Source organism: Clostridioides sp. ZZV15-6598 (assembly GCF_020657705.1).
GTDB classification, from domain to species: domain Bacteria; phylum Bacillota; class Clostridia; order Peptostreptococcales; family Peptostreptococcaceae; genus Clostridioides; species Clostridioides difficile_F.
The window spans coordinates 18,761-45,197 of record NZ_JAGWCS010000021.1 but is presented as its reverse complement, the minus strand read 5'-3'; the positions used below and the strand labels follow the sequence as shown (position 1 = coordinate 45,197).

39 protein-coding genes and 1 pseudogene are annotated in these 26,437 nt (G+C 26.7%); 34 read left to right on the top strand and 6 right to left on the bottom strand.

Annotation, left to right across the window (positions count from 1 at the left end):
* The 3 genes from KGF50_RS06470 to KGF50_RS06460 form a co-directional block, all read left to right on the top strand.
* A partial coding sequence (locus KGF50_RS06470) for a tetratricopeptide repeat protein (protein ID WP_227847315.1) occupies positions 1–564 on the top strand: 564 nt, incomplete at its 5' end.
* Positions 565–678: 114 nt separating this feature from the next.
* Complete coding sequence (gene htpG / locus KGF50_RS06465) at positions 679–2,619, top strand: molecular chaperone HtpG (protein ID WP_227847314.1); 1,941 nt, start codon at positions 679–681, stop codon at positions 2,617–2,619.
* A 310-nt stretch (positions 2,620–2,929) separates the two neighbouring features.
* Positions 2,930–3,721, top strand: a complete 792-nt coding sequence (locus KGF50_RS06460; protein WP_413926796.1) for an iron-containing alcohol dehydrogenase — start codon at positions 2,930–2,932, stop codon at positions 3,719–3,721.
* Between the two features lie 22 nt (positions 3,722–3,743).
* Here the strand turns inward: KGF50_RS06460 and KGF50_RS06455 are convergent, their stop codons facing one another.
* The 6 genes from KGF50_RS06455 to KGF50_RS06430 all read right to left on the bottom strand — a co-directional run bounded on the left by KGF50_RS06455 (position 3,744) and on the right by KGF50_RS06430 (position 7,885).
* On the bottom strand, positions 3,744–5,114 hold the full coding sequence (locus KGF50_RS06455) for a recombinase family protein (RefSeq protein ID WP_227847313.1): 1,371 nt from the start codon (positions 5,112–5,114) through the stop codon (positions 3,744–3,746).
* A gap of 65 nt (positions 5,115–5,179) precedes the next feature.
* The gene (locus KGF50_RS06450; RefSeq protein ID WP_227847312.1) at positions 5,180–5,584 is read right to left on the bottom strand and encodes a type II toxin-antitoxin system HicB family antitoxin; all 405 of its coding nucleotides are present in this window, start codon (positions 5,582–5,584) and stop codon (positions 5,180–5,182) included.
* 64 nt (positions 5,585–5,648) lie between these two features.
* Positions 5,649–5,834, bottom strand: a complete 186-nt coding sequence (locus KGF50_RS06445; RefSeq protein WP_227847311.1) for a type II toxin-antitoxin system HicA family toxin — start codon at positions 5,832–5,834, stop codon at positions 5,649–5,651.
* A gap of 87 nt (positions 5,835–5,921) precedes the next feature.
* Positions 5,922–6,611, bottom strand: a complete 690-nt coding sequence (locus KGF50_RS06440; RefSeq protein ID WP_227847310.1) for a YbjQ family protein — start codon at positions 6,609–6,611, stop codon at positions 5,922–5,924.
* 131 nt (positions 6,612–6,742) lie between these two features.
* Positions 6,743–7,237: an ImmA/IrrE family metallo-endopeptidase gene (locus KGF50_RS06435; protein WP_227847309.1), complete on the bottom strand. Its 495-nt coding sequence runs from the start codon at positions 7,235–7,237 to the stop codon at positions 6,743–6,745.
* Positions 7,238–7,351: 114 nt separating this feature from the next.
* Complete coding sequence (locus tag KGF50_RS06430; protein ID WP_227847308.1) at positions 7,352–7,885, bottom strand: helix-turn-helix domain-containing protein; 534 nt, start codon at positions 7,883–7,885, stop codon at positions 7,352–7,354.
* A 160-nt stretch (positions 7,886–8,045) separates the two neighbouring features.
* Between KGF50_RS06430 and KGF50_RS06425 the strand changes: the two genes are divergently transcribed.
* The 31 genes and pseudogenes from KGF50_RS06425 (at position 8,046) to KGF50_RS06275 (ending at position 26,375) form a co-directional block, all read left to right on the top strand.
* Positions 8,046–8,246, top strand: coding sequence for a hypothetical protein (locus KGF50_RS06425; protein ID WP_021382744.1), 201 nt, complete (start codon positions 8,046–8,048; stop codon positions 8,244–8,246).
* A gap of 21 nt (positions 8,247–8,267) precedes the next feature.
* Positions 8,268–8,918: a hypothetical protein gene (locus tag KGF50_RS06420; protein ID WP_227847307.1), complete on the top strand. Its 651-nt coding sequence runs from the start codon at positions 8,268–8,270 to the stop codon at positions 8,916–8,918.
* Positions 8,919–8,944: 26 nt separating this feature from the next.
* Positions 8,945–9,127 (top strand): hypothetical protein, encoded by a 183-nt coding sequence (locus tag KGF50_RS06415; RefSeq protein WP_021382679.1) that lies wholly within the window; start codon positions 8,945–8,947, stop codon positions 9,125–9,127.
* A gap of 276 nt (positions 9,128–9,403) precedes the next feature.
* Positions 9,404–10,186, top strand: a complete 783-nt coding sequence (locus tag KGF50_RS06410) for a hypothetical protein (protein WP_227847306.1) — start codon at positions 9,404–9,406, stop codon at positions 10,184–10,186.
* 14 nt (positions 10,187–10,200) lie between these two features.
* Complete coding sequence (locus tag KGF50_RS06405; RefSeq protein ID WP_021382722.1) at positions 10,201–10,341, top strand: hypothetical protein; 141 nt, start codon at positions 10,201–10,203, stop codon at positions 10,339–10,341.
* Positions 10,334–10,645 carry a hypothetical protein gene (locus KGF50_RS06400; protein WP_227847305.1) on the top strand — a complete coding sequence of 104 codons (312 nt, stop codon included), beginning with the start codon at positions 10,334–10,336 and terminating at the stop codon, positions 10,643–10,645. Before KGF50_RS06405 ends, KGF50_RS06400 begins: the two co-directional genes overlap by 8 nt.
* Positions 10,638–11,102 (top strand): hypothetical protein, encoded by a 465-nt coding sequence (locus KGF50_RS06395; protein WP_227847304.1) that lies wholly within the window; start codon positions 10,638–10,640, stop codon positions 11,100–11,102. The genes KGF50_RS06400 and KGF50_RS06395 overlap by 8 nt, the downstream gene beginning before the upstream one ends.
* Positions 11,086–11,562 (top strand): hypothetical protein, encoded by a 477-nt coding sequence (locus tag KGF50_RS06390; protein WP_227847303.1) that lies wholly within the window; start codon positions 11,086–11,088, stop codon positions 11,560–11,562. Before KGF50_RS06395 ends, KGF50_RS06390 begins: the two co-directional genes overlap by 17 nt.
* Positions 11,563–11,588: 26 nt before the next feature.
* A complete protein-coding gene (locus KGF50_RS06385; RefSeq protein ID WP_095897439.1) occupies positions 11,589–11,870 on the top strand; it encodes a hypothetical protein in 282 nt (93 codons plus the stop codon).
* A gap of 99 nt (positions 11,871–11,969) precedes the next feature.
* A complete protein-coding gene (locus KGF50_RS06380) occupies positions 11,970–12,554 on the top strand; it encodes a Holliday junction resolvase RecU (protein ID WP_227847302.1) in 585 nt (194 codons plus the stop codon).
* A gap of 16 nt (positions 12,555–12,570) precedes the next feature.
* Positions 12,571–13,023 (top strand): hypothetical protein, encoded by a 453-nt coding sequence (locus tag KGF50_RS06375; RefSeq protein WP_227847301.1) that lies wholly within the window; start codon positions 12,571–12,573, stop codon positions 13,021–13,023.
* Positions 13,024–13,038: 15 nt separating this feature from the next.
* Positions 13,039–13,218, top strand: coding sequence for a hypothetical protein (locus KGF50_RS06370; protein ID WP_227847300.1), 180 nt, complete (start codon positions 13,039–13,041; stop codon positions 13,216–13,218).
* 4 nt (positions 13,219–13,222) lie between these two features.
* Positions 13,223–13,648 carry a hypothetical protein gene (locus tag KGF50_RS06365; RefSeq protein WP_227847299.1) on the top strand — a complete coding sequence of 142 codons (426 nt, stop codon included), beginning with the start codon at positions 13,223–13,225 and terminating at the stop codon, positions 13,646–13,648.
* Between the two features lie 23 nt (positions 13,649–13,671).
* Positions 13,672–14,424 (top strand): ParA family protein, encoded by a 753-nt coding sequence (locus tag KGF50_RS06360; protein WP_227847298.1) that lies wholly within the window; start codon positions 13,672–13,674, stop codon positions 14,422–14,424.
* A gap of 41 nt (positions 14,425–14,465) precedes the next feature.
* Positions 14,466–15,533: a ParB/RepB/Spo0J family partition protein gene (locus tag KGF50_RS06355; RefSeq protein WP_227847297.1), complete on the top strand. Its 1,068-nt coding sequence runs from the start codon at positions 14,466–14,468 to the stop codon at positions 15,531–15,533.
* Positions 15,488–15,721, top strand: coding sequence for a hypothetical protein (locus KGF50_RS06350; RefSeq protein ID WP_227847296.1), 234 nt, complete (start codon positions 15,488–15,490; stop codon positions 15,719–15,721). Before KGF50_RS06355 ends, KGF50_RS06350 begins: the two co-directional genes overlap by 46 nt.
* Before the next feature lie 25 nt (positions 15,722–15,746).
* A complete protein-coding gene (locus KGF50_RS06345) occupies positions 15,747–16,589 on the top strand; it encodes a hypothetical protein (RefSeq protein ID WP_227847295.1) in 843 nt (280 codons plus the stop codon).
* A gap of 15 nt (positions 16,590–16,604) precedes the next feature.
* The gene (locus KGF50_RS06340) at positions 16,605–17,177 is read left to right on the top strand and encodes a hypothetical protein (protein WP_227847294.1); all 573 of its coding nucleotides are present in this window, start codon (positions 16,605–16,607) and stop codon (positions 17,175–17,177) included.
* Between the two features lie 464 nt (positions 17,178–17,641).
* Complete coding sequence (locus tag KGF50_RS06335) at positions 17,642–18,319, top strand: BRO family protein (protein WP_227847293.1); 678 nt, start codon at positions 17,642–17,644, stop codon at positions 18,317–18,319.
* A gap of 17 nt (positions 18,320–18,336) precedes the next feature.
* On the top strand, positions 18,337–18,549 hold the full coding sequence (locus KGF50_RS06330; protein WP_227433285.1) for a hypothetical protein: 213 nt from the start codon (positions 18,337–18,339) through the stop codon (positions 18,547–18,549).
* Between the two features lie 4 nt (positions 18,550–18,553).
* A complete protein-coding gene (locus KGF50_RS06325; protein WP_227847292.1) occupies positions 18,554–18,958 on the top strand; it encodes a hypothetical protein in 405 nt (134 codons plus the stop codon).
* Positions 18,927–19,370 carry an HNH endonuclease gene (locus KGF50_RS06320; RefSeq protein ID WP_227847291.1) on the top strand — a complete coding sequence of 148 codons (444 nt, stop codon included), beginning with the start codon at positions 18,927–18,929 and terminating at the stop codon, positions 19,368–19,370. Before KGF50_RS06325 ends, KGF50_RS06320 begins: the two co-directional genes overlap by 32 nt.
* 200 nt (positions 19,371–19,570) lie before the next feature.
* Positions 19,571–20,050, top strand: a complete 480-nt coding sequence (locus KGF50_RS06315) for a phage terminase small subunit P27 family (RefSeq protein WP_227847290.1) — start codon at positions 19,571–19,573, stop codon at positions 20,048–20,050.
* Positions 20,050–21,765: a terminase TerL endonuclease subunit gene (locus KGF50_RS06310; RefSeq protein ID WP_227847289.1), complete on the top strand. Its 1,716-nt coding sequence runs from the start codon at positions 20,050–20,052 to the stop codon at positions 21,763–21,765. Before KGF50_RS06315 ends, KGF50_RS06310 begins: the two co-directional genes overlap by 1 nt.
* 29 nt (positions 21,766–21,794) lie before the next feature.
* Positions 21,795–22,976, top strand: a complete 1,182-nt coding sequence (locus KGF50_RS06305; protein ID WP_227847316.1) for a phage portal protein — start codon at positions 21,795–21,797, stop codon at positions 22,974–22,976.
* Positions 22,977–23,741 (top strand): head maturation protease, ClpP-related, encoded by a 765-nt coding sequence (locus KGF50_RS06300; RefSeq protein ID WP_227847288.1) that lies wholly within the window; start codon positions 22,977–22,979, stop codon positions 23,739–23,741. It begins immediately after the preceding gene.
* 14 nt (positions 23,742–23,755) lie between these two features.
* Complete coding sequence (locus tag KGF50_RS06295) at positions 23,756–24,919, top strand: phage major capsid protein (RefSeq protein ID WP_227847287.1); 1,164 nt, start codon at positions 23,756–23,758, stop codon at positions 24,917–24,919.
* Positions 24,920–25,016: 97 nt separating this feature from the next.
* Positions 25,017–25,310, top strand: coding sequence for a head-tail connector protein (locus KGF50_RS06290; protein ID WP_227847286.1), 294 nt, complete (start codon positions 25,017–25,019; stop codon positions 25,308–25,310).
* Entirely contained in the window at positions 25,297–25,632 is a 336-nt protein-coding gene (locus KGF50_RS06285) for a phage head closure protein (RefSeq protein ID WP_227847285.1), read from the top strand. The genes KGF50_RS06290 and KGF50_RS06285 overlap by 14 nt, the downstream gene beginning before the upstream one ends.
* Before the next feature lie 45 nt (positions 25,633–25,677).
* A pseudogene (locus tag KGF50_RS06280) lies at positions 25,678–26,031 on the top strand (HK97-gp10 family putative phage morphogenesis protein); the annotation flags it as partial.
* A 14-nt stretch (positions 26,032–26,045) separates the two neighbouring features.
* The gene (locus KGF50_RS06275) at positions 26,046–26,375 is read left to right on the top strand and encodes a hypothetical protein (protein WP_227847284.1); all 330 of its coding nucleotides are present in this window, start codon (positions 26,046–26,048) and stop codon (positions 26,373–26,375) included.
* Positions 26,376–26,437 lie beyond the last annotated feature (62 nt).

Here is a 26,437-nt window from a genome sequence, read left to right as displayed (position 1 = left end):
AATCAGATGTCTGAAAATACTGGTGTTAAAAATGAAGAAAAACTAAATTCTAGCTTAAATGATAAAGAAAATAAGGATAAGACTTCTAATGCAAATAATAATAATAGAAGTGATGACAAAGAAAAAGAAGATGTAAACTCTGAAAAAAATACTGTAGATAATGAAAGTGAAAAAAATACTGATTTATTTACAGAAGATGAATTGATGTCTAAAGCGAATAATTTAAAGAAGGAAAAGAAAACAAAGTCTTCTATACAGTTATATAAAAAGGTAGTAGATACTGGTGAAAATAAAGGTAACACATCAGAGGCAACTTACCAAGTAGCTATTCTTAGTGAAAAATTAAAAGACTATAGTACTGCTGAAGAATATTATAAAATGTATGTAGAAAATTACTCAGAAGAAGATGCCTATTTTGATGAATCGTATTATAATTTAGGTATGATGTATTATAATAAAGGTGATTTAAAAAGTTCTAAATCAACATTAAAAAAACTAGTTAATAAGGTTCCTAATAGTATGTATAATAATTCAAAGGTAAAGGAAATTTTAAAAGAAGAATAAAAAAAATAAATAAGAAAAATAAACTATTTTATTTTAAAATAATTTATTTATAATATATTGACATACTATTTTAAAAAATTTAAAATAGTAATTATAAAATGAGGAGGGATAAAAATGGAGTTTGAAAAAGGGAGTATTTCAATTCATACAGAAAATATTTTTCCGATAATTAAAAAATGGTTATATTCTGATAAGGACATATTTATAAGAGAGCTTATCAGTAATGGATGTGATGCAGTAAGTAAACACAAAAGACTTATATCATTAGGAGAAATATCAGAAAATAATCCATCAGATTATAAAATTACTGTATCTGTAAATAAAGGTGAGGGTACACTTAAATTTATTGACAATGGAATAGGTATGACTGAGGAAGAAATAAAAAAATACATAAACCAAGTTGCTTTTTCAGGTGCAGAAGATTTCTTTAATAAATATAAGGATAAAATGGAAGAGTCAAATGACATAATAGGTCATTTTGGATTAGGGTTTTATTCTGCATTTATGGTGTCTAAAAAAGTACAAATAGATACACTTTCATATATGGAAGGAGCAACTCCTGTAAGATGGATATCTGAAGGTGGTACAGAATATGAAATATCTGAATCAGATAGTAGACATGATAGAGGAACTACGATAACACTATTTATTGATGATGATAGTAAGGAATTTTTAGATGAATTTACTGTAAGAGGAATAATAAACAAATACTGTTCTTTTCTACCAGTAGAGATATATTTAGAAGATGTTGAAAGATTAGAAAGAGAAGCTAAGGAAGCTGAAGAAAAAGCTAAGAAGCAAAAAGAAGATGGAAATGAAGAAGAAGTTATAGATGCAAAGGTAATTGAACCATTAAATGATACTAATCCTTTATGGCTTAAATCTCCAAAGGATTGTACTGATGATGAGTATAAAGAGTTTTATAGAAAAGTATTCAATGTATTTGATGAGCCTTTGTTTTGGATACATCTAAATGTTGATTATCCTTTCAATTTAAAGGGTATACTTTATTTCCCTAAATTAAAAAATGAATTTGAACTTACAGAAGGAAAAGTAAAATTATATAACAATCAGGTCTTTGTAGCTGACAACATAAAAGAAGTTATACCAGAGTTTTTACTTTTATTAAAAGGTGTAATAGATTGCCCAGATTTACCACTAAATGTATCAAGAAGCTTCTTACAAAATGATAGAGATGTAAGTAAAATTTCTAAACATATAATTAAAAAAGTAGCAGATAAGTTAAAATCTCTTTGTAAAAATCAAAGGGAAGAATATAACAAGTTCTGGGATGATATACAAATATTTATTAAATATGGTTGCTTAAAAGATGAGAGTTTCTATGAAAAAGTGAAAGAATGTATATTATTTAAAACTATTGATGATGAGTATATAACACTTCAAGATTATTTAGAAAAATGTAAAGAAAAACATGAAAATAAAGTATTCTATGTAAGTGATAAAGAGCAACAATCACAATATATAAAATTATTTAAAGAATATGACCTAAATGCTGTGGTATTAAATTCATCAATAGACACTCATTTTATTTCATTTATGGAATACAAAGAAAATGGTGTTAAATTCAACAGGATAGATGCAGACCTTTCTGACGTATTAAAAGACAAAAATGAAAATAAAGATAGTGAAGAAAATAAAGAAGAGATAGCTAAGATAGAAGGATTATTTAAAGAAGCTGTTGGAGAAAGAGTGAAAAATTATTCTGTAGAAGGATTAAAAAACGAAGAAACTCCAGCTATGATTTTAGTATCTGAACAATCTATTAGAATGGCAGAAATGCAGTCAAGATTTGCTGGAATGGATTTAGGGATGAGTTTTGAGGAAGAAAAGACTCTTGTAATAAATGAAAACAGCCCAATTATCAAAAAATTAGTTTCTCTTAAAGATGATGGAGAAAAGAAAGATAAAGTAGCACTTATATGTAATCAAATAGCTGACTTAGCTTTACTTTCTAATAAAGAACTAAAACCAGGAGAATTAGATTCATTTGTACAAAGAAGTAATAAACTTATGAATATGTTAATAGAGCTATAGAGTTAAAATATAGTGAAATAAAATTAAAAAAATTTGTATGATACAATGATGAGAAGAGTTATCTTAAGGCGATTGAAATTGTCTTTAGGTAACTCTTTTTTGTTTTTATAGTTTTTAGTCAAGTTTTAAGTAGCTAACTGTATTTTAACAAGAAATATATCTGATTAAATAGAGTTAACTTGATATGAAAGAAGATAATACATATAATTAAGTAAAAGATTATTTTATAACTTATTATGTTTCAATACATAATTATACTTTTATTAAAAAATAAAGTCATTACTAAAGTAGAAAAATAGGAGGTTTTAGCATGAATTTTAATTATAATTTACCAGTAAATATTTTATTTGGAAGAGGAAGAATTAATGATGTAGGTATAGAAGTATCCAAATATGGTAAAAAAGTATTAATTGTAACTGGAAAAAACAGTACAAAGAAAACAGGGTTACTTGATAAGACAATAGATTTACTAAAAGGTGCTAAAGTAGAATATGAAGTTTTTGATAGAGTAGAACAAAATCCTCTTATAACTACTATATATGCAGGAGTAGAAGCTATAAAAGAAGCCGGATGTGATTGTGTTTTAGGTCTTGGTGGTGGAAGTATAATGGATGCAGCTAAAAGTATAGCTTTTTCTTATAAAAATCCAGGAGATTTAAATGATTACATATTTGGAATTAAACAAGGTGAAGAGGCACTACCTATAGTTTTAGTCCCAACAACATCAGGCACAGGTAGCGAAGGGAATTGTTTTGCAGTGCTTACAAATTCAGATACTAAAGATAAAAAATCTATAAAAAAGAATAGTATGTATGCAAAGGCCTCAATAATTGACCCAGAACTTATGGTAACAATGCCAAAACATATAATTGCATCAGTTGGATTTGATGCACTTGCTCACAACATAGAAGCATATCTTTCTAATGGAAGAAATCCTCTTGCAGATGTACAGGCTATCTATGGGATTGAACTTATATCAGAAAGCTTAGTAAATGTATACAATAATTCTGATGATTTAGAAGCTTGGGAGAAAATAACACTTGCAAGTACTATTGGTGGGATGACAATTGGTACAGCTGGAACAACTCTTCAACATGGTTAGGGTAATTTAGTACGACAAATTACTATAAAAATTTAATGACTAAATTACCATCTTCTTGTACTTCGATTCTATCGATTAGCGATGTCCATAACGCTCTTTTCTCTATACTACTCATATTTACATAATCATCTTCAAAATTAATTTTTAAAAAATTCTTCATTGTTTGCAAGTCATTAATAACAAGTTTTTCCTCGTTTTCTTTCTTTTCAAGTTCTATTAAATCATCATTTAATTTCTTGTATTTAAATCTGTAATTGTCTTTGCTGATTAAATCATCAAAATATAAATCTTGCAACTTATCTATTTGTTTCTTTAATTTGTTTTTAAGCTTTTCAGTATCATTTTTATTAGAGCTTTTTTTATTATTTGACTCATGCTTTAATATAGTTTTATATAATTCTGTTTTTACATTTTCTAAGAGAAAAGTTTCAACTTTTTTTTCTCCTAGGCGTGATGTATTGGAACAAAGTTTTGCACCATAAGAAAGTGAACATCTATAGTGGAGATAAAGTTTTCCATATGGATTCAAGTCATATGAACCAGACATTTTCCTACCACAACTACAAATTATCATACCTGCAAAAATATAATCTATATTAAATTTATTTTTAGAAACTCGCTTATTCTTTTTTAAAAGAGATTGAACAAAATAAAATTGCTCCTTGCTTATGACTGGTTCACAATAATCTTCTATTAAAATATTTTCTCTTTCATATATACCAATATAAATTTTATTACTCAACATTTTCTGCATCCATTTATACATATGTTTCATATTGAATTTATCATTGATATGTTGAATAGTTTTAGTAAGAGCAGAAAACTTTATATAAGTATCAAAAGATTCTCTTACAATTTTAGCTTCATCTTCTTTAATTACTAGCTGCTTATTTTTAATTTCATAACCAAAAGGAGTTTTACCACTTAGAACTTCGCCACGTTTAATTTTATTATTGAAAACAAATTTTATTCTTTCACTAGTTTGTGAAGCTTCATTTTCAGCGACAGATAACATAATGTTTATATGTAATCTACCACTAGCAGTAGAAGAGTCATAATCCTCTAATATTGTTTTCCAATCACATTTATGCTTTTCTAAAATATCTAAAATTTTATAGAAATTCTTAACACCTCTGCTGAATCTATCTAGTTTAGTTAATAGAATTAAATCAATTTTATTTTCTTTTATATCTGCAAGTAGACGTTGTAAACTAGGTCTATTCAAATTAGTAGCAGAATAACCCTCATCAATATATTTATCAATTATAATAAAAGCATTATCTTTTGCATACTGTTCTAAAGCTTCTGTTTGAGTTCTAATGCTATCACCATGCAACGCTTGTTCTTCTGTTGACACTCTTATATAAAGAGCAACACGTTTTATATTGTCCATTATAAAATCACTCCTTGTTAAATGTGTTTAGTGCCTAGTTAAACACACTAGGCACTATGGTTAAATTAATTAATATTAAGTTTATTTTTCAAAGCTTCTTGTAAAGTTTGAGAAAAGTTAATCTTATTTTTTTCTGCTTCTTTATTTAACCAGCTAGGTAAAGTGACAGTTTTGTTAACTGATTTGCTGTCAAAATCTTTGATTGTTTCTCTAAGATTTACTTTTACTAAGATAACAGTTTGATTTTCCTTAGTACTAATATTATTTAATTGCGTAGAATTTGGAATTTCTAAACCATCTGAATATAAATCAAATAGTTCTAATTTTAAAGCATCTTCTGCCATAATAAAAGCTTCTTCTAAATTTTCACCACAAGTTATAATATTTTTAAAGTCGTAAAAATTAACTTCATAATCATCTTCATCATGTTTTATTACAACTGCTGGAAATATATATTCTTTTTTATACATATTTTCACCACCTTTATAAAATATAAAAATAAGTTAGAGAGAGTAAATTTATAAACTGTTAGGGCTATTTAAGCCCTAACTGCTTGTAAATTGAATGAAGAGTTCCTTTTTTTATGTCTCCAGTATGTTTTGGGATTATGGCAGTTCTATTTGTTTCTCTATGTATCAACTTTATGTGTGAAGTACCCTTTTGACTTTTTATCTCCCAACCATTTTCAAAAGCTATTTTTAAAATCTCTCTTACTCTCAATCTTATTCCCTCCTCTCTAACTTTCTATATTTATATTATAACAAATAATACAACACGTGTCAACACGTGTTGTATTATTTAAATAACTTATTTAGAATTTTCTATTACTTTTACAACTGTTCCATTTACTATTACAGAGAATAATCTTCCTATTTCCATATAATCTATATCTATGCCGACAACTGCATTTCCTCCACATGCAACTGCTTTTTCTTTTAATATGTTAAATGCTTGTTTTCGTGCTTGAGTTAATTTTTTTTCGTAAGGTAAAGACCTATCACCAAAAAAATCTGTTAGACTTGCTGTTATATCTGCATAGAATCCAGAGCCGATAACCACCTCAGCTGCCTCTATAGAAATATATTCTTCTATTGAGTAACCATCAAGAAAGGGTGTTGTTGAGATTATTACCATGCTTGGATTAACTTTTAACTTTTCAAGTTCTTTTTTCTTTTCTTCTAATTTAGAGATTTCTTTAGCTTGAATCTTAAGTACATCTTTGCATATCAAACATAAATCATCCTCAGAATCTTCTGGAAGTTGTTTACCACATTTTCTACATTTATTATTTAAAAAAAGTTCATCTTTTTCTATAATATTGTTTTCATCTTTAATAATTAAATGGCTTGGTTTCATAGAAGAAGCTAAACTTTTTGCATAGTCAATAACCATCTCTTTATCTGTGGAGCTATAAATTGAATATGTATTATTTTCATCTATAAATTCTTTCAAATCCCAATTATTTAAATTGTTTAGAACTACAATATATTCAGTCATAATATAAAAACCTCCCTAAAAACATGTTAATAAAATTATAGCATCATAATGTATATGATGTATTATATAAAATAAGATTTATATAAGCATGGGAAAAATTTATAAAGAATATTAAAAAGGTACTTAGTTAACTAAGTACCTTTTTTTCTATATTTCATGTAATTTTTAATAAAAACATTAAACTGTTTTATAACTAAATTATCTAAACCGGTAGTATTATTTCTACCTTTTTTCAAAGAAACACTTTTTTTAAGAGCGACATTTTTATCCACGCCACAAAAGTACATGATTTCAGAAATTTCCAAAATTTTACATTCTGTTAATACTGCATTAGGGCATAGTATATATTTTGTAAAAGTTTCTGCTTCCACTTCAAATAATTTGTTGCTTTTAGAATGAAGTTTTAAAACATTAGTTTTTGTTGCATGTCCTAGAAAAATGTGTGCCAGTTCATGTATAAGTGTCCATCGTACAGAGTAGAAAGGATAATACGTATTGTAACAAATTACAAAAGTATTATCTCTTTTACTCCAAAATACAAATCCTTGTTTGTCATATTTTTCAATAATAAAATCAATATCTTTTCTTATCAGTTTTGCAAATTCGTCATAGGAATAAACTTTCAAATTATTATTTCTAATAATCTGAAAAGGACAAATAGGGTAATGTCGTAAGTTCTTCTCTTAAAATGAATTCGTAAGCTATTTGTCGTAAAAATTTATGCATTATTTATTTTTAAGTTACCTTTCTAAAGTGTTATCTAAATTGTCATATAAATTTATTGCTTCTTCTATATTTTCAGTATTGCCATTTCTGGCAGCAGATTGCTGGGCATTTTCTTCGATATATTCACCTCTATAGTCTTGATACAATTCATCATCTTCTAATATTGTATCAACAAGTGAGTATACATATTTTTTTATTGCTTTTCTTTGTTCTCCAGAAAGTTTTAAATAGCTTTCAAGTATTTTTACATCTAAATTATCAAGATTATATTTATTAGATAGTTCTGAAATTATTGTATCATCATTTTCAATAAACATTTCTCCAATACCATGTCTTAACCATTTTTCATTTACATTTAATTCATTACAAATTAGTTTAATATGTTTTTCAGTTACATTACGACTGTTATTTTCGATATTAGAAATACTTGACTTAGTTAATCCTATTGACTCCCCAAAGTCACTTTGACTTAAAACGAGTTTTTCCCTTATTTTTTTCACTCTTTCATTTAATTCAAATAAATTTTTTGATTTATTAGTTACTTTCAAATTTAATCACCTCCATTTAAAATATAATAACATAATTAAGTTCTGTTTGTAAACAAAATAAAAAAAATGTATTGACTTAAGTTGCGTTTGTGTAATATAATGTACTCAAACAGAACAAAAGAGTTTCAAAACAAAATATAAAATGAAAGAGGTGTCGAATATGAATAAAATCATTGAAAATAAAACTCAAAAACTAATTGAAATAAAAGGAAGTTCAGCAAATGAATTTCTTAGTAAAAAAATTGATAGTGATGATTTAATGAGAGAAATTGTAAAAATGCCATATGAACAAAGAGTGAAAATGTTTTATATAATGCAAGGTGCTAATCTTGTGAAAGAGCCAGATACACCAAACATTTAATAATTAAGAGGGGTGATAAAGTTGTTTGTATTAAAAGGTAAAGACTTTGAAAAAGTAACAGAAAAACTAAATGTATCTTACTGGATTACAACTGACGAAGAAACGGAAGGAGAGTTGGTATATGACTCTCTAGGTGCAGAAGAGTTTTGTTTTAGATTGTATGAAGATTATGAAGTTGAAGATTTAAGAGTAGCAAATAGACTGGATTCACATGATAATTCATTATTTGATATAGAAAAAAAGTATGTTGTGATTGATGAACTAGTTATAGTTATTTCTTGTGATTTGACAAAAGAAGAGTATTTTTATGAATGTGAATTAGAAGAAGATAAAAAAAGAAAAAATATAAAATGGAATGAAAATAAAGAGGACAACTATAGAGGTAACTTTACTAAAAAAAGTTTTAAATTTAATAACAGTGATAAAACATTCTGTCTAGATACAATAATTTCTTATAAGAGTTTAAAACAGTATTTAAAAGAAATAGCTGAACTTATAGGAGCTAATGAGATAACGATGTTAAGTGAAGTGCCAGAAGATTCAATAAGCATTAATTTTCACTATAATGATGATGGAAAGCTTATTTTAAAATTTAGAAGAGAAATTGATGTTGAAGAAGGTTGTAAAAGAAAGTTTGAATATTATGATAAAAGTCTCTTATTCAATAAATAAAAATAGGTAAGATTGGGGGAATACATATGGCAAAGGCATGCAAGGTAACATTTGAAAACAAAATGGACATGGGTTTGTTTTGTAAAGGATATGCAAGAGCTAAAGAAATGATGATAGAACGATTGTTCAATCAAGAAATAGAATATAAAATCACACACAGAGAAAAGACAAAAGAAGAAATGGAAAAGTTAGAAAAGGAAGTAATTTAAATTGAAATTTGAAAATTATGTAAACAAAAAGTGTCTTATAACTACGAATTATAAGACACTTCACAAAATAACTTTGTTGTCAAAGCTATAAAATCATATCTATTTTTTATTATAGCAGATAAGACAACAGAGTTCAATAAATACGCTAAAATGAAGCGATTAACGAGCTTGTAATAGGTATTAACATTATAACGATATATAAAAGTATCTATACAAATATATAACACTAGATACTAATATATAGATGCTAATAAAAGACTAAAGAGGTACTGCTATATGAAGAGTTTTATAAGAGAGAAAAAGATATATTGTAATGACTATTTAGAGGTAGATATAATACCAAGAACAGATGTACAAACAAAAGGTAAGAGAGGCAAAAGAGAATACATATCTAAACCAAAGCAAAAGAATTTGAATGATAAAAATGCTAAAAGGTATTTTACACAATCAGTTAATACAAATTTTAATAATAAAGACTTAGTTATACATTCTACATATGCACCAGAATATCTTCCAGAAACATTAGAAGAAGCTGAAAAAGAGGTTAGAAACTATATAAGAAGGATTGATTATAAAAGAAAGAAAGAAGGGCTTGAACCAGTAAAATATATGCTTATAACAGAATTTGGAGAAAAGAAAGATGGAACTAAAAGAGTTCATCACCACATTATTATAAACGGTGGATTAGATAGGGATATAATAGAAAGCCTTTGGTCTAAAAAGCAAAAAGGTAGAAAAGAAGGTGAAAAACTTGGATGGATAAATACACACAGGCTTCAACCTAATGAATATGGATTACAGAATCTATGTAATTATTTGATGAAAGACCCAAAAGGTAAAAAGCGATGGAGTTCTTCTCGAAATTTAAAGAAACCTTTTCAAGTTTGTAATGATAGTCGATACAGTAAAAGAAAAGTAATGGATATAGTAAGAAATGATTTAGACAATAGAATATTTTGGGAAAAACAATATAAAGGTTACATATTTACAGAGTGTAAAGCTAGTTTTAATGAGATAACAGGAGTTAGCTTATATATAAAAATGCGAAGATTAAATTAAAATGAGGTGATTATATGTATTTAAGAGTATGCAAGTGTTGCAAGAAAGAATTTGAAACAAATTTGTATTCAAAGACATATTGTTCTTATGTCTGTAAAAACAAGTTTAAGAATGAGAGAAAAAAAGAAAAGAAAGAAGGTAATAAAAATGGATAAAGAAATAGATGCGATATGTGCCAAGGCTGGAGAGTATATTTGTAAAATATGTAAATTTAATAATACTTGTAGAGAGAATAAAAATGGGTGTATGTGTGGTCACTTTAAAGAAAAAAGTAAGATAGAAAAATTACTAGAAAAGAGTAATTTTATAACTGCCATGGATTTTAGATTAAAAAATATAAGTATGAAAGAAGTTAAATCCTACTGTGAGGAAAATAATAAAAAAATAGGAATTTGTGGATGGGGAAAAGAACAAATAATGATATTTACAGATAGGGAGAGAGTAAAAATTAATGACTAATAAAGAAAAAATAAAATGCTTTGTTTTGGTTGATTTATGCCAAGAAGATTATAGTAAACGAAGAGGTAAAAATGCTTATTATACAGGTAAAAAACACACTTTTAATTATGATTTATACCCTGTGATAGTAAAGGATATAAATAGAGCAAAAATATATAGAACTAAAAAAGAAGCTAAGAGAGAACTTAATACATTAAATAAAAAGTGTATTCATAATTATTTTGAAATTGTTAGCTTCAAAAAATCTATTAAAAATATGAGTAATAAAGAAATGCTAGAATTTATATCTATGAAAGAAAATAAAGCATATAAAAAGTATTCTAAAGAGATTTGTAATATATGCAAAAGTATAAAATTTAATTGTGAAAGTCTTTATTGTGAAGAAGCCTGCAACGATTGGTTAAAAGAAAATGCATGGGGCAAAAAAGGGGTGATAAAAAATGATTTACAAGGATAAAAGATTGTTGTCAAGATTATTAAAAATAATTTCAAATAAAGAGAAAAAAATACAAATGCTAAAAAAAGAATTAGAAGCTTACAAAGAACTCGCAGCAGAGGGAGAACTTAATTTTTATTTTGCCAAAGAAGATGGTGAATATCATATAGAACTTTATAATCTCGATGAAAATTTGGGGGAGTTTTCAAGAGATGTTATATTAACTAAAAAAGCTCTGCAAAAAGAGTTAGAAAAAGAAACAGATTTCAAAGGAAAAATATTTAAACGAACAAAAGAGTCAACTATATATGACAATATAGATTATATTATAAAAAATAATATGCTTATTAATATGAAAGATTGTTTTTTGGAAGGTATTGATACAAGTGTATTAGAGAGTAAATGTGGAGCTAATAAGGAATTTGAAGTAATAACAACTACAATAGGAGAAAGTTTTATAATTTTTAAAGATAAATGTTAAATAAAAATAAAGAGAAGGTGATAAAAATGACTAATGAAGAATTTGAAAAAATAGAAGAAATATATCGTAGATACAAAGAGTTAATTAGTACAAAAGAAGAAGCAAAAGAAATAAAAGAAATTATTGAAAGTAATGATGTTTCAAATTTTAGAATGATAAGCTTTGATTTTGGCTGGGATGAAAATTTAGAATTTAGTGTTAGCGAAGAAACAAGAAATTATATAAAAAAAGAAGTTATAAATATGCTAGAAAAAGTAATTCAAGATTGCAGTGAAAAAATAGAAGCTATTAAGATACCAAGAAATTAAAAAAAAGATAAAGTAATCTAGTTTAATTAATAATTAAGCGATAATTTATAATATAAAATTCTGTGTAGATAAGTAGATAATAAGAAAGGAAAATAAAATATGGATGATAAAAAACTACAACAAAGATATAGAAACAAGGTTGCTAATGCACAAGGTCAGCACTTTGAAAATTACATAAATTCAGCTTGTATAATTTATAGAAACGATAAGAGAGCTGAAATAGATAAAACACCAGAACCTTTCAAGGTGCTTAACAAAGATAGAATGGGAAAATTTACAGGTAGATTTATAGCTAATGCACAGCCAGATTTTAAAGGTGCTTTAAAGACTGGTATGTGTATATGCTTTGAAGCTAAATACACGCTTAAAGATAATATAAAAAGAAGTGTTTTAACCAATACACAATTAGAAACATTAGACAGATATTACCACATGGGAGCGATAACAGGGGTTTGTATAGGTATACAAGATAGATTTTACTCCATACCTTTTCTTGTATGGAAAAATATGAAAAATTGTTTTGGTAGACAATATGTAAAACAAGAAGATATAAAAAGATTTGAAATAGAATTTTTTAATGGAGCTGTATTGTTTTTAGACTATGTAACTAAAGATAAAAAAATATTAAAAGAAAATTATAATTTATTAAGAAAACAAATTGAAAATAAAACAGATTGCATTTAAAAAGGTGGGGGATAATATGTTTTTAAACTTATATACTAAAAAAGATTTTGATGAAATAAAAGCAGAATATGAAGTGGCTATTAGGAGAATAGAAGAATTAAAAGATAAATGTTCAAAGAAAGAAAAAATAATTTCAGACCTAGAAAATAAAAACGCTGCACTACATACAGAAAAGATGTCTTTAAAAATTAGATGTGAAAATGATAAAAATATAAAAAAAGGGATGGAAGCTGGAGCTGGAATTTTAAGAAAAGAAATAGAAAGATTAAAAGAAGAAAATGAGATTTTGAAAAAAACAATAGAAACTTTTAACAATAAAGTCAAAGAAATAGAATTAAAATTTAAAAAGATGCTAAATAGTAAAATAACTAGACTTGAAGCTATAAAAGCAAGAACGAAGAGGTTTAGAATAAAGAAAAAAATAGAAAAAATTATCGAGGAACTAGAATTAAAAAGTTTCTTAGAATAAAAAAGGTTGATTATTATGTTATTAGCTAATAAAGATAAAATAATACAGCTTGCAAGTAAAATAGTAGAACTATACAATGTTGAAGATTTAGAAGCAACAATAAAAGCTATACAGTACTTAGAAAAAGTAGAAGTAAATGGAGTTATACAGGAAGAGGAATATAATAAGCTTCTAAAAAAAATAATGGGGAGCTGAGTAAATGCAAAAGAAAGTTATAAATCATTTTATAGACTGTATTAAGAAAAGTAGACAAAGAATGTTAATTGAAAAAGGAGATAAATATTATTTAACCGATGGGATTTGTATATTCATAATTGATAAGAAGGAAATGTTATTAAATCCTAAAATGTTCTTGTTTAACAGTGAAAAAGCTAAAAAAATAGTTGGAGATATAAAAGAAACTGGGTACCAAGAAGTTGTTTTAAAATATTATATACCAGTTCATGGCATTGTATATCATAAATATATATGTGCAGATTTTGAAATTTATTTAAATGAAACATTCGTAAAGGTATTTGATAAATTTGATAAAGTTGAAGCGATAGACTCAAAGTCTCCAGCAAAAATTTCTATGAAGGGTCACATCTTAGGTTATTTGATGCCAGTAACAATAAAAGAAAATTAAATATAAACAATGGAGGTAAAGTTATGAAAATCATATCTATTTTAAGTTTTAAAGGTGGCACAGGTAAAACAATAACAAGTGCAAATATGGCAGATATTTTATCTGTAGTACATAAGAAAAAGGTGTTGTTAATTGATGCAGATAAACAAGGTAATTTATCACAATACTTCTCAAAATTTGAGGAAAAAGGAAAAGGTACAGCAGAAATGTTGCTTGAAGATAATGCAAACATACATGAATACATATGTAAGACTAAAAATAAAAATATAGATATTATAACTAGTAATATGTATTTATATCAAGCTGATAGAATGTTATTCGATAGTGAAAAAGATAAATTTAGTATATTAAAGAGATTGCTAGAAAAAGTTAAAAATGAATATGACTTTTGTATAATCGACAATGCACCAAGCACAGACATAATAACAATTAATTCTTTGGTTGCATCTGATGAAGTAATGATAACTGTAAGAGCAGATAATTTTTCTTTTAAGGCAATAAAAGAATTATTAGAACAAATAGAAAATGCTAAACATATAAATGAAAAATTAAAATTTAAAGGGTGTATAGTAACTCATTATCAAAACAATGCTGTAAATAACCAGTTCATGAATTTGCTAAAAGGAATATGTAAAATATTTGAAGTTGTTATAAGACTCAATAAAAGTATATCTGAAAGTACATTTTATCAAAAAACATTAAGAGAATATAATCCAAGATGTGGTGCGACAATAGATTATAAAAAATTAGTAAAAGAGTATTTAAATATAGAATAAAAAATGTGTCCAATTTGGACACATAGAAAGGATTGATAAAAATGAGTGATTTCAATATATTTGAAGCTTTAGAAAATAAAAAAAGTCAAGAAAAAAATGAAAATGATGAAATTAGTAAAAATGATTTTAAGATAAAACTTATAAGTATTTATGATTTGGAATCATCTAGACACAATTTTTATCCAGTCGAAGATAAAAAAACTCAAGAACTTAAAAATTCAGTGGAAATGTTTGGTATAAAACAAAACTTAGTAGTTAAAAAAGATAAAGATAATAAATATGAAGTTTTAGCAGGACATAGAAGATTATTAGTATCACATCTTTTAGTTGATGAAGGTAAAAAAGAATTTGAGTTAGTACCTTGTATAGTAGAAAAAGAAAAATCAAAAATAACTAAAGTAGATAGATTATTAGATAGATTATTGCTAATCACAACAAATTCAACGATAAGAGGGTATTCAGAATATGCTAAGATGAAAGAATTGGAAGATACAAAAGAAGTATTAGAAGGATTAAGAGAAGAAGGTTATGGAAAAACTGGCAGAACAAGAGATTTGATAGCTGAAATGATTAAAATATCATCATCCAAGGTGGCTAGATTAGAAAGTATTTCTAAAAATCTTACTCCAGAATTTAAAGAAGAGTTCAAAGGAAATGAGATAAATATATCAACAGCTTATGAATTATCAAGGCTGGAAGAAGCTGAACAACAAAGTTTATTTGAAGAATACAAAGACAAAGGAAGTTTAAGTATTAAGGATGTTACAGAAAAAAACAAAGATGAAAAAAGTGAAATAAATGAATTGACAATTTATGAAATTGAAGAGGATGAAAATGAAGTTGAAGAAAATGAAGAAACTGAAAATATAATTAGTTTTCCAGTCGCAACGATAGAAGATAAAAAAGAAGAAGGAAAAGTTTTCAAAACAATTTTTGAAATATTAAAAGATATGAAGATTAGAAAATTCGCAGAATTTATTTGTTCACAATGTAATGTAACTGGAACATTTTGTGATTTTGCGATGGAATGTAATGATAAAAACGGAAAAGGGTGTGTTGATATATGCATAAAGTGGTTAAAGATGGAAGCACAAGAAATGGAAAAGTAGATATAAGACATAATAAAAGTGGATACTTAGATAGCACAGCATATGAAGCTATAAAAAAAATTGACAAAGAGAAACAAGAAGTGAATGTATTGATTGAATTAATTAAAAAAATGGCTAAGATAGCAGGTTTTGAGATAGTAGGAAGAATAGAACTTAGAAATAAAAAAAGTGGAGCTATGTACAAGTAGAATGAATCGAAGGAGATTTATGTAAATGGAACTTAATTTTAAACCTACAAAAATACCCGAATATGAAAAATTAGATTCAGCAGGTGTAAATTATCATAATAGAGTAGGAATAAGAGATAGTAGTACTCACTACAAAGTAACTAAAAATAAAGTTACTTTTAGAGTGAAAAAAGAAGATGTATTTGTTAAATTCTTAGATAATGGGCAGAAAGAACTTAATGAAAATTATTATTTATATATTGAGTATTTAAAAGAGATTATTCTAAAAGAAGAAGTTGAATCTTTTGAAACAGGGTTTGAAAAAGCTGAAATTTGGGCTGAAAAATACTTAAATAACTTTGAATATTTAAATAAATTAATTTTGGATATTAAAGAGAAAAGATATCTTAAAATTTTAGAAGAAGAAAAGGTTGATACTCTAGATAAAGCTAAAACTATAAAGTTTTCAAGTTATTCAAAATATGAAGGTGAGAATATATATGATGTAATGCAAACTGATTTAGAACATTGTATTGCATATTACGCAGGAAATTTAGATAGTAGTGAGTTTGATTTTTCAAGTATTGGTGTTAACCAGCTAAATTACAATATAACATCAGAAAGAACTAAAAGCTATAATTGTATAAAATATTTATTAGATAACTTCTATCCTCACATATCAAAAAATTTATTGGCTTATTTTAGAGATATAAGTATAGATGATGCAAAAAGAATTGTTTTTAAAAGTGGCAAATACAAAGATAGAACTGTATATGATGTTTATAAAGAAAACAAAAATTATATAGAATGGTATTTACAAAATACAAAGAAAACTATATATAATATTAGATTGATAACAGCTATTACATTAATCAGAGAACAAAAGTAGAAAGGAAGTTAAAACATGTTGAAGGAAATAGGAGAAGGGAATGAAAAGATAAATATTGATACATTAATTGAAAAAGTAATAAATATAGCAGCAGAGAAGGCTATAGCTACATACGAGAATAGAAGAAAAGAAGAGGTTAAATATTCATATGATAGAAAACTTAGGAATACAAAGTTGTTACTGAAACATTATAAGAATTTTAAAAGACATGTTAATAATTCTATTTTTAAAGTATCAAATATAAATGAAAATGCTATTGAAATATTAGAAGAATTAACAGATTCTAAAATAACAGAAAATTTATTCGTGGAAAGTATAAGTAATAGTGTATCACGTACAAATATAATAATATCTCATATAAATACTATGATAAATATTTACGAAGCTTATAGTAAACAATGTGGAGAATTAGAAGAAAGAAAGTATAGAATAACATATAAAAGATTTATAGATGAAAAAAAATGGAGCATAAAGGAAATAGCTGATTCTGAAAATATAGACAATAGAACAGTATATAGAGATATAAATTTAGCCTGTGAAAAATTATCTGTATTTTTCTTTGGCATAGATGGTATAAAGAAGTTCTAATATAGTATATAAATGTCATGTTTTGATAAAGATACATGTTATGATAGCTAATTAAAAAATAGCCATACTTAAGTCAATTCAATATGTCCAGTGAATTAAATCTCATAATAAAAATATGAGAATATTGGAAATGAAATGTCAAAAAGTGTTCATATACAAAACAATTACAAAATGATAATATATAAAGTGTAGAATTGTCCTTCTGATATATAAAAGGGAAATCAGTGGGAAAAGAAAATGTTATAATAATAATATGGAAAAACTATATATAACAACTAAATAAAAATATTTGTATTTAAAAGAACCTAGCGAATAGACTAGGTTCTTTTAATTTTATATAGAAGGCTTAGATTAATTTCTGAGTCTTTTTTAATACAAACATTTAATACCCATCATGTTGAGGGGGCGAAAATAAAGGTGTTTAAGTACATCATTTATTAATAAATAATTTAGGAGGTAGTAGTATGTTAAAGGTAATGTACCAGAAGAATGTAAGAATGATATGGTCTAAAGATGGTAATGACGTCTGGTTTCATGCTGGGGATGTAGGGGAGGAATTAGGAGTAATTCAAATTAACTCTACATTAAGAAATATTGATAAAGAATATAAGAAGAAGTTTAAGAACTCAGACATGCATGAAATGCACATCCGAAATTTTGATAAAGCTTTAAATAATAAAGGGGAAATTTTTATTACAGAGGAAGCAGTATATAATATTTCTTTTAGAAGTAATAAACCAGAAGCAAAATTATTTACAAAGTGGGTTTCTAAAACACTTAAACAAATTAGAATACATGGTTACTATATTGCTACAGAAAAAGACCAAGAGTGGCTGGATATAAGAACAGAAGGTAAAAAAGTTAGAAAAGATTTTACAGATGAAATACAAGAGTTTGTATATTATGCAATGCAAAGGGGCAGTAAGAAACCAGAAATGTATTACAAACATTTCACAGAATTAGTTAGAAAGAAATTAAGTATACCAAAAGGTATTAAGAGAGATGAATTGAATCAAGGGGAACTATTCGACATACAAGCACTAGAAAGAGTTGTAACAATGAAGCTGGATAAATTAATAAATGAAGATATGGACTATAAGGATGTATATAAAAAGATAAAAGAATTAATTGATTTAATATAAATAAGAGGTGAAAGTATATGGATGATAATAGAGAAGAAAAGATTAAAATGAGAGATACATTTAGAGACTTAGCAAAATTATTTGATAAAAACATGAAGCTAGAAGATGAAATAAAAAGTTTGACAGAAGAAGAAACTAAGAAACAAGAAAGGTTAGTAAAAAGATATGAAAAAGTAGTTGAAACTATTTGTGAGAAGCTGGACTATCTAGTAGCACTAGAAGAGGAGTAAACAAATGAGAAGAATAGTATGCGATAAATGTAATAATAAATTTAAAGTAGCTTATAAAGATGTAAGAACAGAAACTATTGGAGATATAGAAATAAAATATTTTATATGTAGAAAGTGCAAAGAAAAATATATTATATATTATGAAGATGAAACATTAAAAGAACTGAAAGAATTATATAAAGAACTTATTTATGAAGAACAGAGTGGATTTACAGATAGAACAACAAAGTCTGAAAGAGAAAGAGTTTTTACTGAAATGATTGCATATGTAAATACATTAAAAGAAGTGTGTAATAAATATCTTAATACAGACTGTGAAATGAAAGACATAGAAAAACATATGGAAGAATTATTAAGAGAAGAGCCAAGTGAAGTATATGAAACTAAAAAAAATATGCAAGTGTGGTAAAACAATAGATTATAGTGAAAAGGCATGTAGTGAGTGTGCTAAAAAATATATTAAAAGCAGAAAACAGAGCAATAAAGTATATAATTCTAAAAATAGAAATAAAGAAAGAGATAAATTTTACAATGCAAAAGAATGGAGAGAAACAAGAGAATATATATTAGAAAAAAATGTGTATTTGGATTTATGGGATTATTATATTAATAAAAAAATAACTACAGCAAATACAGTACATCATATAATTGAGTTGTCAGAAGCTGAGGAGCTTTCATTAAAAGAAAATAATCTTGTACCTTTGTCATCTAAAACACATAAAAAAATACATGCATTATATGATAGAAATGAGATAACAAAGAAAGAAACTCAAGCGAAATTAAAAGAGATATTGAGACTTCATAAAATATATAATGAATAAGACTATCCCCCCTACCTATGAAAAAAAGAAAAGGGGATTCAAACAGCGAGCAGGGGTATATATATACGGAGATTTTCCCTTTTTAAGATTTTTTTGTAAAAAAATATGCAGGATGTCTTGCAAGAAAATAAATCATTTTTAGAAAATAGCTGATAGCTATTATTTTTTTGCACAAATTTAAAAAGATTGGAGGTGTAAAAATGGGAAGAAAAAAACAAATGACATCTACAACTAAAAAACATTTAACTAAAAAAGAAAAACAGACTCGGCAAAATGTAGAAAAACAAATAAAACTTGATAGAGATGATTTAGTAACAGTCCCAGAACATTTAAATAGTGATATTTTAGCATATAAAGAGTTTTCAAGAGTAGTAGAAGAAGCTGGAAAAATTGATTTATGGGATAACTTAGACCTACCAATCGTTTTGATGTACAGTGATGCATATAGTAATTATATTAAATTGAAAGAGTATATAGAAAAAACAGGTCATACTGTTTCTGGAAAAGATACAGAAAAAATAAGTCCTTATGCAACTGCGAAATTTAAATATGCTGAATTGATATTAAAATGTTCTACTAAACTAGGTTTAGCGACTACAGATAGATTAAAGTTAGTTGTTCCAGAAAATGAAAATTCAAAGGAAAATAAATTTGCTAAATTCATAAAAGTAGGAACATAATGTCAAAAAGAAAAAAGGATAGAGTAACAGAATATGCAAAAAAAGTAGTTGCTAAAAAAATAATAGCTGGTGAAAGTGTTATTTTAGCATGTAAAAGACATTTAGAAGATTTAAAAAGAAGTAAAACAAAAGAGTTTAAATATAAATGGGATGTTGAAGCATCAGAAGAGGCACTTGACCTTTACAATGAACTTACTATTTTAGAGGGCGATGAAGTACAAACTTTAAAAACACGAGGATTTCAAGATTTTATTTTAGGCAGTTTAGAAGGTTGGATTGAAAAAAGAACTGGATATGTAAGATTTAGAGAAGCATATGTCCAGCTTGCTAGACAAAATGGAAAGTCTTTTTTATCTGGAGCTAAAAGTATAAAAACAAGTAATTTTTCTACATATATAAAAGGGAAAATTATTTGTGCAGCTACCAAAAAAGAGCAAGCTAGAATTGTTTGGGAAGAAATAGAAAAGTTTATATTGGCAGACGAAGATTTAAAAGAAATGTATAAAATAAAACGTTCTGATTATGAAATAATTGCAGGAATGACAGGTACAACAATAAAACCGATTGGAAGAGATACAAAAAGTTTGGATGGATTTCGTTCGATATTAGCAATACCAGATGAATTGCATGCACATAAAACTAATCAAGTATATAAATTACTTCTAGGTGGTCAAAGAAGAGTCAACAATGCTCTGATATTAGCTATAACTACAGCAGGTTTTGATTTGAACAGCTATTGTTATGAACATTATACTTTTTGTAAAAAAATATTATCTGGAGCTATAACTAAAGAAAGTTTATTTATATATATTGCTGAGATGGACAAAGAGGATGATATATGGGATTACCATAATTGGGTAAAGTCAAATCCATTATTACTTTTAAATGAAGATGATAGTATAAACATGTATGAAGTTGCAAAAATGAGTGAAGTCGCAATAGATGCTAAAGAAAAAGGTGGAAGCGAACTCATGGACTTCATGACAAAGTGGTTAAATATTTGGGTTACATATAAAGATGGAAAATATCTTGATGCTAAATGGCTTGAAATATGTGCATGTGACTTAACTCTTGAAGATATGAGAGGTAAAGAATGTTATTTAGGTATAGATTTGTCAAGTGGTGGAGATTTAACTTCTATAGCATTAATATTCCCTATTGAAGATGGAAAAGTTTATATTTATAGTCATTCATTTATGCCAGAACTAAGAATTATCGAACATGAACAAACAGATGAAGCACCGTACCGAATGTGGGTTAATGAAGGGCTTTTAACGCTAACTACAGGAGCTTTTGCTATTAAAACAGACTATAAATTTATAATAAAACATTTAGAAGATATATTAACAGACTATGAAATAAATGTAATAAAATGTGCATATGATAACCACAACGCAAGTGCTTTTATATCAGACTTAGATTTTCTAGGTTGCGATTTGATAGATGTACCGCAAAGTGCTAGGTCACTAAATGATGCAACAGTAGACTTTAAACTATCTATGAAAGCAGGTCAAGTTTTATATAATAGAAAAAATAAATTATTTAAATGGAGTGCTATAAATGCAACTACAACAAAAAACAGTTTTGGAGAAATAAAAGTTGATAAATTAGAACAAGAAAATAGAATAGACCCAATAGATTCAGTTGTTGATGGTTGGAAAATGTACTTTGAAGATGTAAAACAAAATGCGGACATTGCATATGTACCAGATTAATTAAAGGAGAATAAGAAAAAGTGGGAATAATGAACTGGTTAAGGAATCTAAGATTCGGAACACCAAGTGTAAAAATAGGACAAAAAAATAAAAGCAGCCCATTTTCATTTTGCAATGACACTTTGGCAAGTAATGAAACTATCTTTGCAGCAATTACAATGTTAGCTAATTCAATTGCTAGTGTTCCGATTAGTCTTAGAAATGGCTATGAAAAAGTTAAACCAAGCGAACATTATATTGCTGGTATGCTTAGAGATGGATTTAACAAAAATGATACTATGTTTGAATTTATAAGATTAATGGAAGTGATAAGAAATACAAAAGGCAGTGCTTATGCAATCAAAGAATATGATTATTACGATAACATAACTGATATTTGGGTATTAGATTCTGATTTTGTAACACCTATTCTTGATACAGACACAAAAGAATTATGGTATAGAATATCGACAAAAGATGGAGATAACTATTTTCATAGTAGTCATATAATATCTGTTAATCATATAAAAGAAGGTTCAGAACATGGAATAAGTCCAATTAGTGTCTTAAAAAACACTTTGAATTATGATAGAGAAGTAAAAGAATTAAGTTTAGCACAACTTTCTAATAATATAGATGCTAAATATGCTTTTAAAATCTCTGGTAATTTAAGTAAAGAAAAATTAACTGAATATCATGAAATGATTAAAAATTATATGGACAAAGGAATTATATATTTAGACAATGGAAAATCACTTGAAGAGTTAAAAAATAAATCTTTTATCGACCCTAAAATTTTTGAAGTTGAAGAAATAACTGTAAGTAGGGTGGCAAGAGTTTTTACCATGCCAGCACACAAGTTATATGCTGGGAAACAAACATATTCAAGTTCTGAACAGGCAGACTTAGAGTACTTAGTTGATACAATATTACCAATTATACGAATGTATGAACAAGAATTTAATAAAAAATGCTTAACTACTATTGATAGAAATAGATATGAAATCAAATTCAATTTAAGCGGATTTGCTAGAGCAGATATGAAAACTCGTGGCGAATTTTACCAAAAAATGGTTAGGTGTGGAGGATTAACACCTAACGAAATACGAGAACTAGAAGATAGACCTCCAAAACAAGGTGGTGATGATTTGATGGTAAGTAGAGATTTAATAAAAATTAAAGATTTACATTTACTATTGTCTAATAAAAATAACTTGAGGGGAGGTGATTAAATGAAAAATAAAATATTAGAATTAAAAAATAAAGATTTACAATCTAATGATTTAAAGAATGTTGGAAGTATAGAAATAAAAAATCAAGATGAAAATAGTGCAGAGTTGTTTTTTTATGGAGATATTGTTTCTGAAAGTTGGATAAGCGAATATTATGAGGATGATAAATGTCCTAGCGATATTAGTAAGTTTTTGAAAGAGTTAGAAGGAATACAAAACATAAATGTACATTTAAATTCTGGTGGTGGGTCTGCGTTCGCTGGACTTGCTATATATAATCAATTAAAAAGATACAATGCGAATATAACTACATATATAGATGGATTAGCAGCAAGTATAGCGAGTGTAATTGCCATGGCTGGTAATCGTATTGTTATGCCAGAAAATGCATTGTTAATGATACATAAACCTTTAAGTTGGTGTGGAGGCAATGCAGATGATTTTAAAAAAGAAATTGAGGTACTAGACACATGTCAGAAATCAATTTTAAATGTATATATGACAAAAGCAAAATCAAATATCAAAGAAGAAGAAATAAATGATTTAATAAATAATGAAACTTGGTTAACTGGAGAAGAAGCAGCTAGATATTTTGAAATAGAATTAGAAGGAACTGTAAATACAGTCGCATGTTCTTCTGACTATTTTAATAAGTACAGAAATATACCGAATCAAATAAATGAGATTAATAATAATTCAATGTTACCAGTCATGAGTAAAGAAACTAAATTATTAATAGAAAGAATAAAAAATAAAACAAAATAAGGAGTGATTTTATAATGGAAATGAATAGATTTAAGTTACAACAGATGGAAGAAGGGGTAAAAGCACAATTAAAAACTGAAAGTGACAAATTAACAAATATGTATGTGGATGTAAAAACAACAGCACAAGAAAGAAAGGAACAAGAAACTACAGTAAGAGATTTGGAAGAAAGATTTGAAGGTATAAAAAATAAAATAAAAGAAATGGATGAAAAAGAAGCTCAAAAAATTGCTGCTCAAAATAAAAATAAAAATTTTGGTAACAATGAAAAAGACAAGAAAATAAAAGCAAAGGCAGAGTTGATAAGAAATGTAATGGCTGGCAAAGAAGTAACAAAAGAGATAAAAAATGTACTTGGGGATGGAGAAGCACTTGGAGGAGGCAATAAAATGCTCCCTGTTACAATGACAAATGAATTGTTATATGAACCACTGGCAAAAAATCCATTGCGAGGAATTTCAACAATGACAAATATAACTAATTTAGAAATACCCAAAATTACATTCTCTTTAGATGATGATGATTACTTAGATTCAGATACAGCATCAGCGAAAGAATTAAAAGCAGATGGAGCGAATGTATCTTTTAGTAGAAATAAATTTAAAGTTTTTTGCGATATAACAGAAACAATTCTAAAAGGCACAGAAACAAATTTAGTTCAAGTTGTGGATGCAGGATTACAAAGTGGTTTAGCTAAAAAAGAAAAAAAGGTGGCTTTTGAAATAAGTAATCCAACAGAAGCCTCTTTTTATAAAAAATCAACAGAAAGTGGAAACCCATTTCTAATAAAAGCAATAGAGGAAGACACAATGTTCGAGTCAATAATAAGTTGTCTTGCAGATTTAGAAGACGATTATTCAGAAAATGCTAGTATTGTTATGAGAAAAATTGATTATTTTAAAATAATCAAGAATTTAGCTAATGGAAACTCAAGCTTGTATACAACTCAACCAGAATTAGTATTAGGAGCGCCAGTAATTTTTTGTGATTTAGCTACAATACCAGTAGTAGGAGATTTTAGGTATTCTCATTTCAATTATGATTTAGAAATGTATTATGATAGAGATAAAAATGTTAAAACTGGTATAGAAAGCTTTGTTTTAACTGCATATTTAGACCATAAAATTAAAATGAAATCTGCTTTTAGACTAGCGACAGTAAAAAGCAATACACCCTAGACCAGACCTTCCAGAAGGAGAAGGTCAGCTAGAAATTACTAAGATGTTAAAAGCTAGAAGCATGAAAAAAACACAAGAAGTAAAGTAGGTGGGCATGTTGGAAGAAAGTGAAATACTAGATTCTATAAAATTATATTGTAGGCTAGATGATTGTTCAGAACAGGAAATAAGAGAACTGAAAGAAGCTTGCGAAGAATATTTGAAAAATGCAGGAGTTAGAAAAGATTATGAAAATAAATTATATTTTTTAGCTATAAAGAAACTAGTTTTACATTTTTATGATAATAAAGGTATAGTAAGTAATAAAAATTCAGAAATTGTATATGGTATAACCCCTATAATAAATCAATTGCAATTAGAAAAGAGAGTAGAAGAAAATGTTAGATTGTAGAATAACTATAGAAAAAATTTCTGAGAATGATACAGATGAAATGGGATTCCCGCTTGAAGATTGGCAAGTATATTACAACTGTTGGTCAGATTTTAAAGCTATAAGTGGTAAAGAATATATATCTGCAAAAGCTACATCTAGCGAAAATATAGTAACTTTTACTATAAGATATTCAGAAAAAGTAAAATTGATAATAGAAGATGCAGAAAGTACTAAAAAATATAGAATTAAATATAAAAATAAAAATTATGATATAATTTATATTTCTGATTTTGAAAATAAACATACGTTTGTTGACTTTAAATGTAAACTTGTATCTTAGTAGGATGTGAATAAAATGAGTATGGAATGAAACGGTTTTTCAACATTACAACAGAAATTAGAAAATTTAGAGAAAAAAGTAAGTAATGAAGTAGTGGACAAAGCATTAGATGGAGGTTCAGAGGTGCTTCTAAATGGTCAGAAAGAGACTGTACCTATTTTAACAGGAAATCTGTTGCAATCCCTAGGCGTTTTTGATAAAAGAGGTTCTGGAGCTGATAAAAAAGTAGATATAGGAATAGCACATAATAAAGACAGGTCAGCTACATATGGGTATTATCAAAATTATGGCACTGAAAAGATGGCAGGAAATGGATGGATACAAAAAGCTTGGAAAATGAAAATAGGAGAAGCAAGTACAAAAATAAAAGAAATACTTAAAGAATCATTAAAAGGTTAAATGTGGAGTAAAAAATGATAAATGAATTAATCCATAAAATAATGAAAAGCTTAAATATAAATTGTTATTATTTGGAAGCCAATTGCAAGAAAGATAAGTATGTTATTTTTTCTATTTACAATGAAAATAGACTTGAACAAAATTTGTATGATGATGATTATATAGCTACTACATATAATATACAATTATCTTTTTGGTACAAAAATCCTAGTGATATTGATTTATATGAAGATATAAAAAATAAAATGAAAGAAAATGATTTTTATCTTAAATCAGTAGTAGATAGAAAAGAAGGCGAGTTTTATGGTAAAACATTCGACTTCTTATATGAAAAAGATGAATAATAATAAAATTGTTGAGGTGTCCAAATTGGACACATTTTTTATGCAAAAATAAAAAAGGAAGA

What these genes read in the sequence shown, in the direction of transcription:
- KGF50_RS06320 (WP_227847291.1), top strand. Translation starts at nt 18,927, where the DNA reads ATGAAACTAAAAAAAATATGCAAGTGTGGTAAAACAATAGATTATAGT.
- KGF50_RS06365 (WP_227847299.1), top strand. Translation starts at nt 13,223, where the DNA reads ATGCAAAAGAAAGTTATAAATCATTTTATAGACTGTATTAAGAAAAGT.
- KGF50_RS06355 (WP_227847297.1), top strand. Translation starts at nt 14,466, where the DNA reads ATGAGTGATTTCAATATATTTGAAGCTTTAGAAAATAAAAAAAGTCAA.
- KGF50_RS06405 (WP_021382722.1), top strand. Translation starts at nt 10,201, where the DNA reads ATGTATTTAAGAGTATGCAAGTGTTGCAAGAAAGAATTTGAAACAAAT.
- KGF50_RS06295 (WP_227847287.1), top strand. Translation starts at nt 23,756, where the DNA reads ATGGAAATGAATAGATTTAAGTTACAACAGATGGAAGAAGGGGTAAAA.
- KGF50_RS06400 (WP_227847305.1), top strand. Translation starts at nt 10,334, where the DNA reads ATGGATAAAGAAATAGATGCGATATGTGCCAAGGCTGGAGAGTATATT.
- KGF50_RS06395 (WP_227847304.1), top strand. Translation starts at nt 10,638, where the DNA reads ATGACTAATAAAGAAAAAATAAAATGCTTTGTTTTGGTTGATTTATGC.
- KGF50_RS06375 (WP_227847301.1), top strand. Translation starts at nt 12,571, where the DNA reads ATGTTTTTAAACTTATATACTAAAAAAGATTTTGATGAAATAAAAGCA.
- KGF50_RS06350 (WP_227847296.1), top strand. Translation starts at nt 15,488, where the DNA reads ATGCATAAAGTGGTTAAAGATGGAAGCACAAGAAATGGAAAAGTAGAT.
- KGF50_RS06380 (WP_227847302.1), top strand. Translation starts at nt 11,970, where the DNA reads ATGGATGATAAAAAACTACAACAAAGATATAGAAACAAGGTTGCTAAT.
- KGF50_RS06460 (WP_413926796.1), top strand. Translation starts at nt 2,930, where the DNA reads ATGAATTTTAATTATAATTTACCAGTAAATATTTTATTTGGAAGAGGA.
- KGF50_RS06315 (WP_227847290.1), top strand. Translation starts at nt 19,571, where the DNA reads ATGGGAAGAAAAAAACAAATGACATCTACAACTAAAAAACATTTAACT.
- KGF50_RS06310 (WP_227847289.1), top strand. Translation starts at nt 20,050, where the DNA reads ATGTCAAAAAGAAAAAAGGATAGAGTAACAGAATATGCAAAAAAAGTA.
- KGF50_RS06360 (WP_227847298.1), top strand. Translation starts at nt 13,672, where the DNA reads ATGAAAATCATATCTATTTTAAGTTTTAAAGGTGGCACAGGTAAAACA.
- KGF50_RS06325 (WP_227847292.1), top strand. Translation starts at nt 18,554, where the DNA reads ATGAGAAGAATAGTATGCGATAAATGTAATAATAAATTTAAAGTAGCT.
- KGF50_RS06345 (WP_227847295.1), top strand. Translation starts at nt 15,747, where the DNA reads ATGGAACTTAATTTTAAACCTACAAAAATACCCGAATATGAAAAATTA.
- htpG (WP_227847314.1), top strand. Translation starts at nt 679, where the DNA reads ATGGAGTTTGAAAAAGGGAGTATTTCAATTCATACAGAAAATATTTTT.
- KGF50_RS06390 (WP_227847303.1), top strand. Translation starts at nt 11,086, where the DNA reads ATGATTTACAAGGATAAAAGATTGTTGTCAAGATTATTAAAAATAATT.
- KGF50_RS06300 (WP_227847288.1), top strand. Translation starts at nt 22,977, where the DNA reads ATGAAAAATAAAATATTAGAATTAAAAAATAAAGATTTACAATCTAAT.
- KGF50_RS06415 (WP_021382679.1), top strand. Translation starts at nt 8,945, where the DNA reads ATGGCAAAGGCATGCAAGGTAACATTTGAAAACAAAATGGACATGGGT.
- KGF50_RS06305 (WP_227847316.1), top strand. Translation starts at nt 21,795, where the DNA reads ATGAACTGGTTAAGGAATCTAAGATTCGGAACACCAAGTGTAAAAATA.
- KGF50_RS06450 (WP_227847312.1), bottom strand. Translation starts at nt 5,584, where the DNA reads ATGTATAAAAAAGAATATATATTTCCAGCAGTTGTAATAAAACATGAT.
- KGF50_RS06340 (WP_227847294.1), top strand. Translation starts at nt 16,605, where the DNA reads ATGTTGAAGGAAATAGGAGAAGGGAATGAAAAGATAAATATTGATACA.
- KGF50_RS06285 (WP_227847285.1), top strand. Translation starts at nt 25,297, where the DNA reads ATGTTAGATTGTAGAATAACTATAGAAAAAATTTCTGAGAATGATACA.
- KGF50_RS06275 (WP_227847284.1), top strand. Translation starts at nt 26,046, where the DNA reads ATGATAAATGAATTAATCCATAAAATAATGAAAAGCTTAAATATAAAT.
- KGF50_RS06410 (WP_227847306.1), top strand. Translation starts at nt 9,404, where the DNA reads ATGAAGAGTTTTATAAGAGAGAAAAAGATATATTGTAATGACTATTTA.
- KGF50_RS06330 (WP_227433285.1), top strand. Translation starts at nt 18,337, where the DNA reads ATGGATGATAATAGAGAAGAAAAGATTAAAATGAGAGATACATTTAGA.
- KGF50_RS06440 (WP_227847310.1), bottom strand. Translation starts at nt 6,611, where the DNA reads ATGACTGAATATATTGTAGTTCTAAACAATTTAAATAATTGGGATTTG.
- KGF50_RS06455 (WP_227847313.1), bottom strand. Translation starts at nt 5,114, where the DNA reads ATGGACAATATAAAACGTGTTGCTCTTTATATAAGAGTGTCAACAGAA.
- KGF50_RS06425 (WP_021382744.1), top strand. Translation starts at nt 8,046, where the DNA reads ATGAATAAAATCATTGAAAATAAAACTCAAAAACTAATTGAAATAAAA.
- KGF50_RS06370 (WP_227847300.1), top strand. Translation starts at nt 13,039, where the DNA reads ATGTTATTAGCTAATAAAGATAAAATAATACAGCTTGCAAGTAAAATA.
- KGF50_RS06335 (WP_227847293.1), top strand. Translation starts at nt 17,642, where the DNA reads ATGTTAAAGGTAATGTACCAGAAGAATGTAAGAATGATATGGTCTAAA.
- KGF50_RS06385 (WP_095897439.1), top strand. Translation starts at nt 11,589, where the DNA reads ATGACTAATGAAGAATTTGAAAAAATAGAAGAAATATATCGTAGATAC.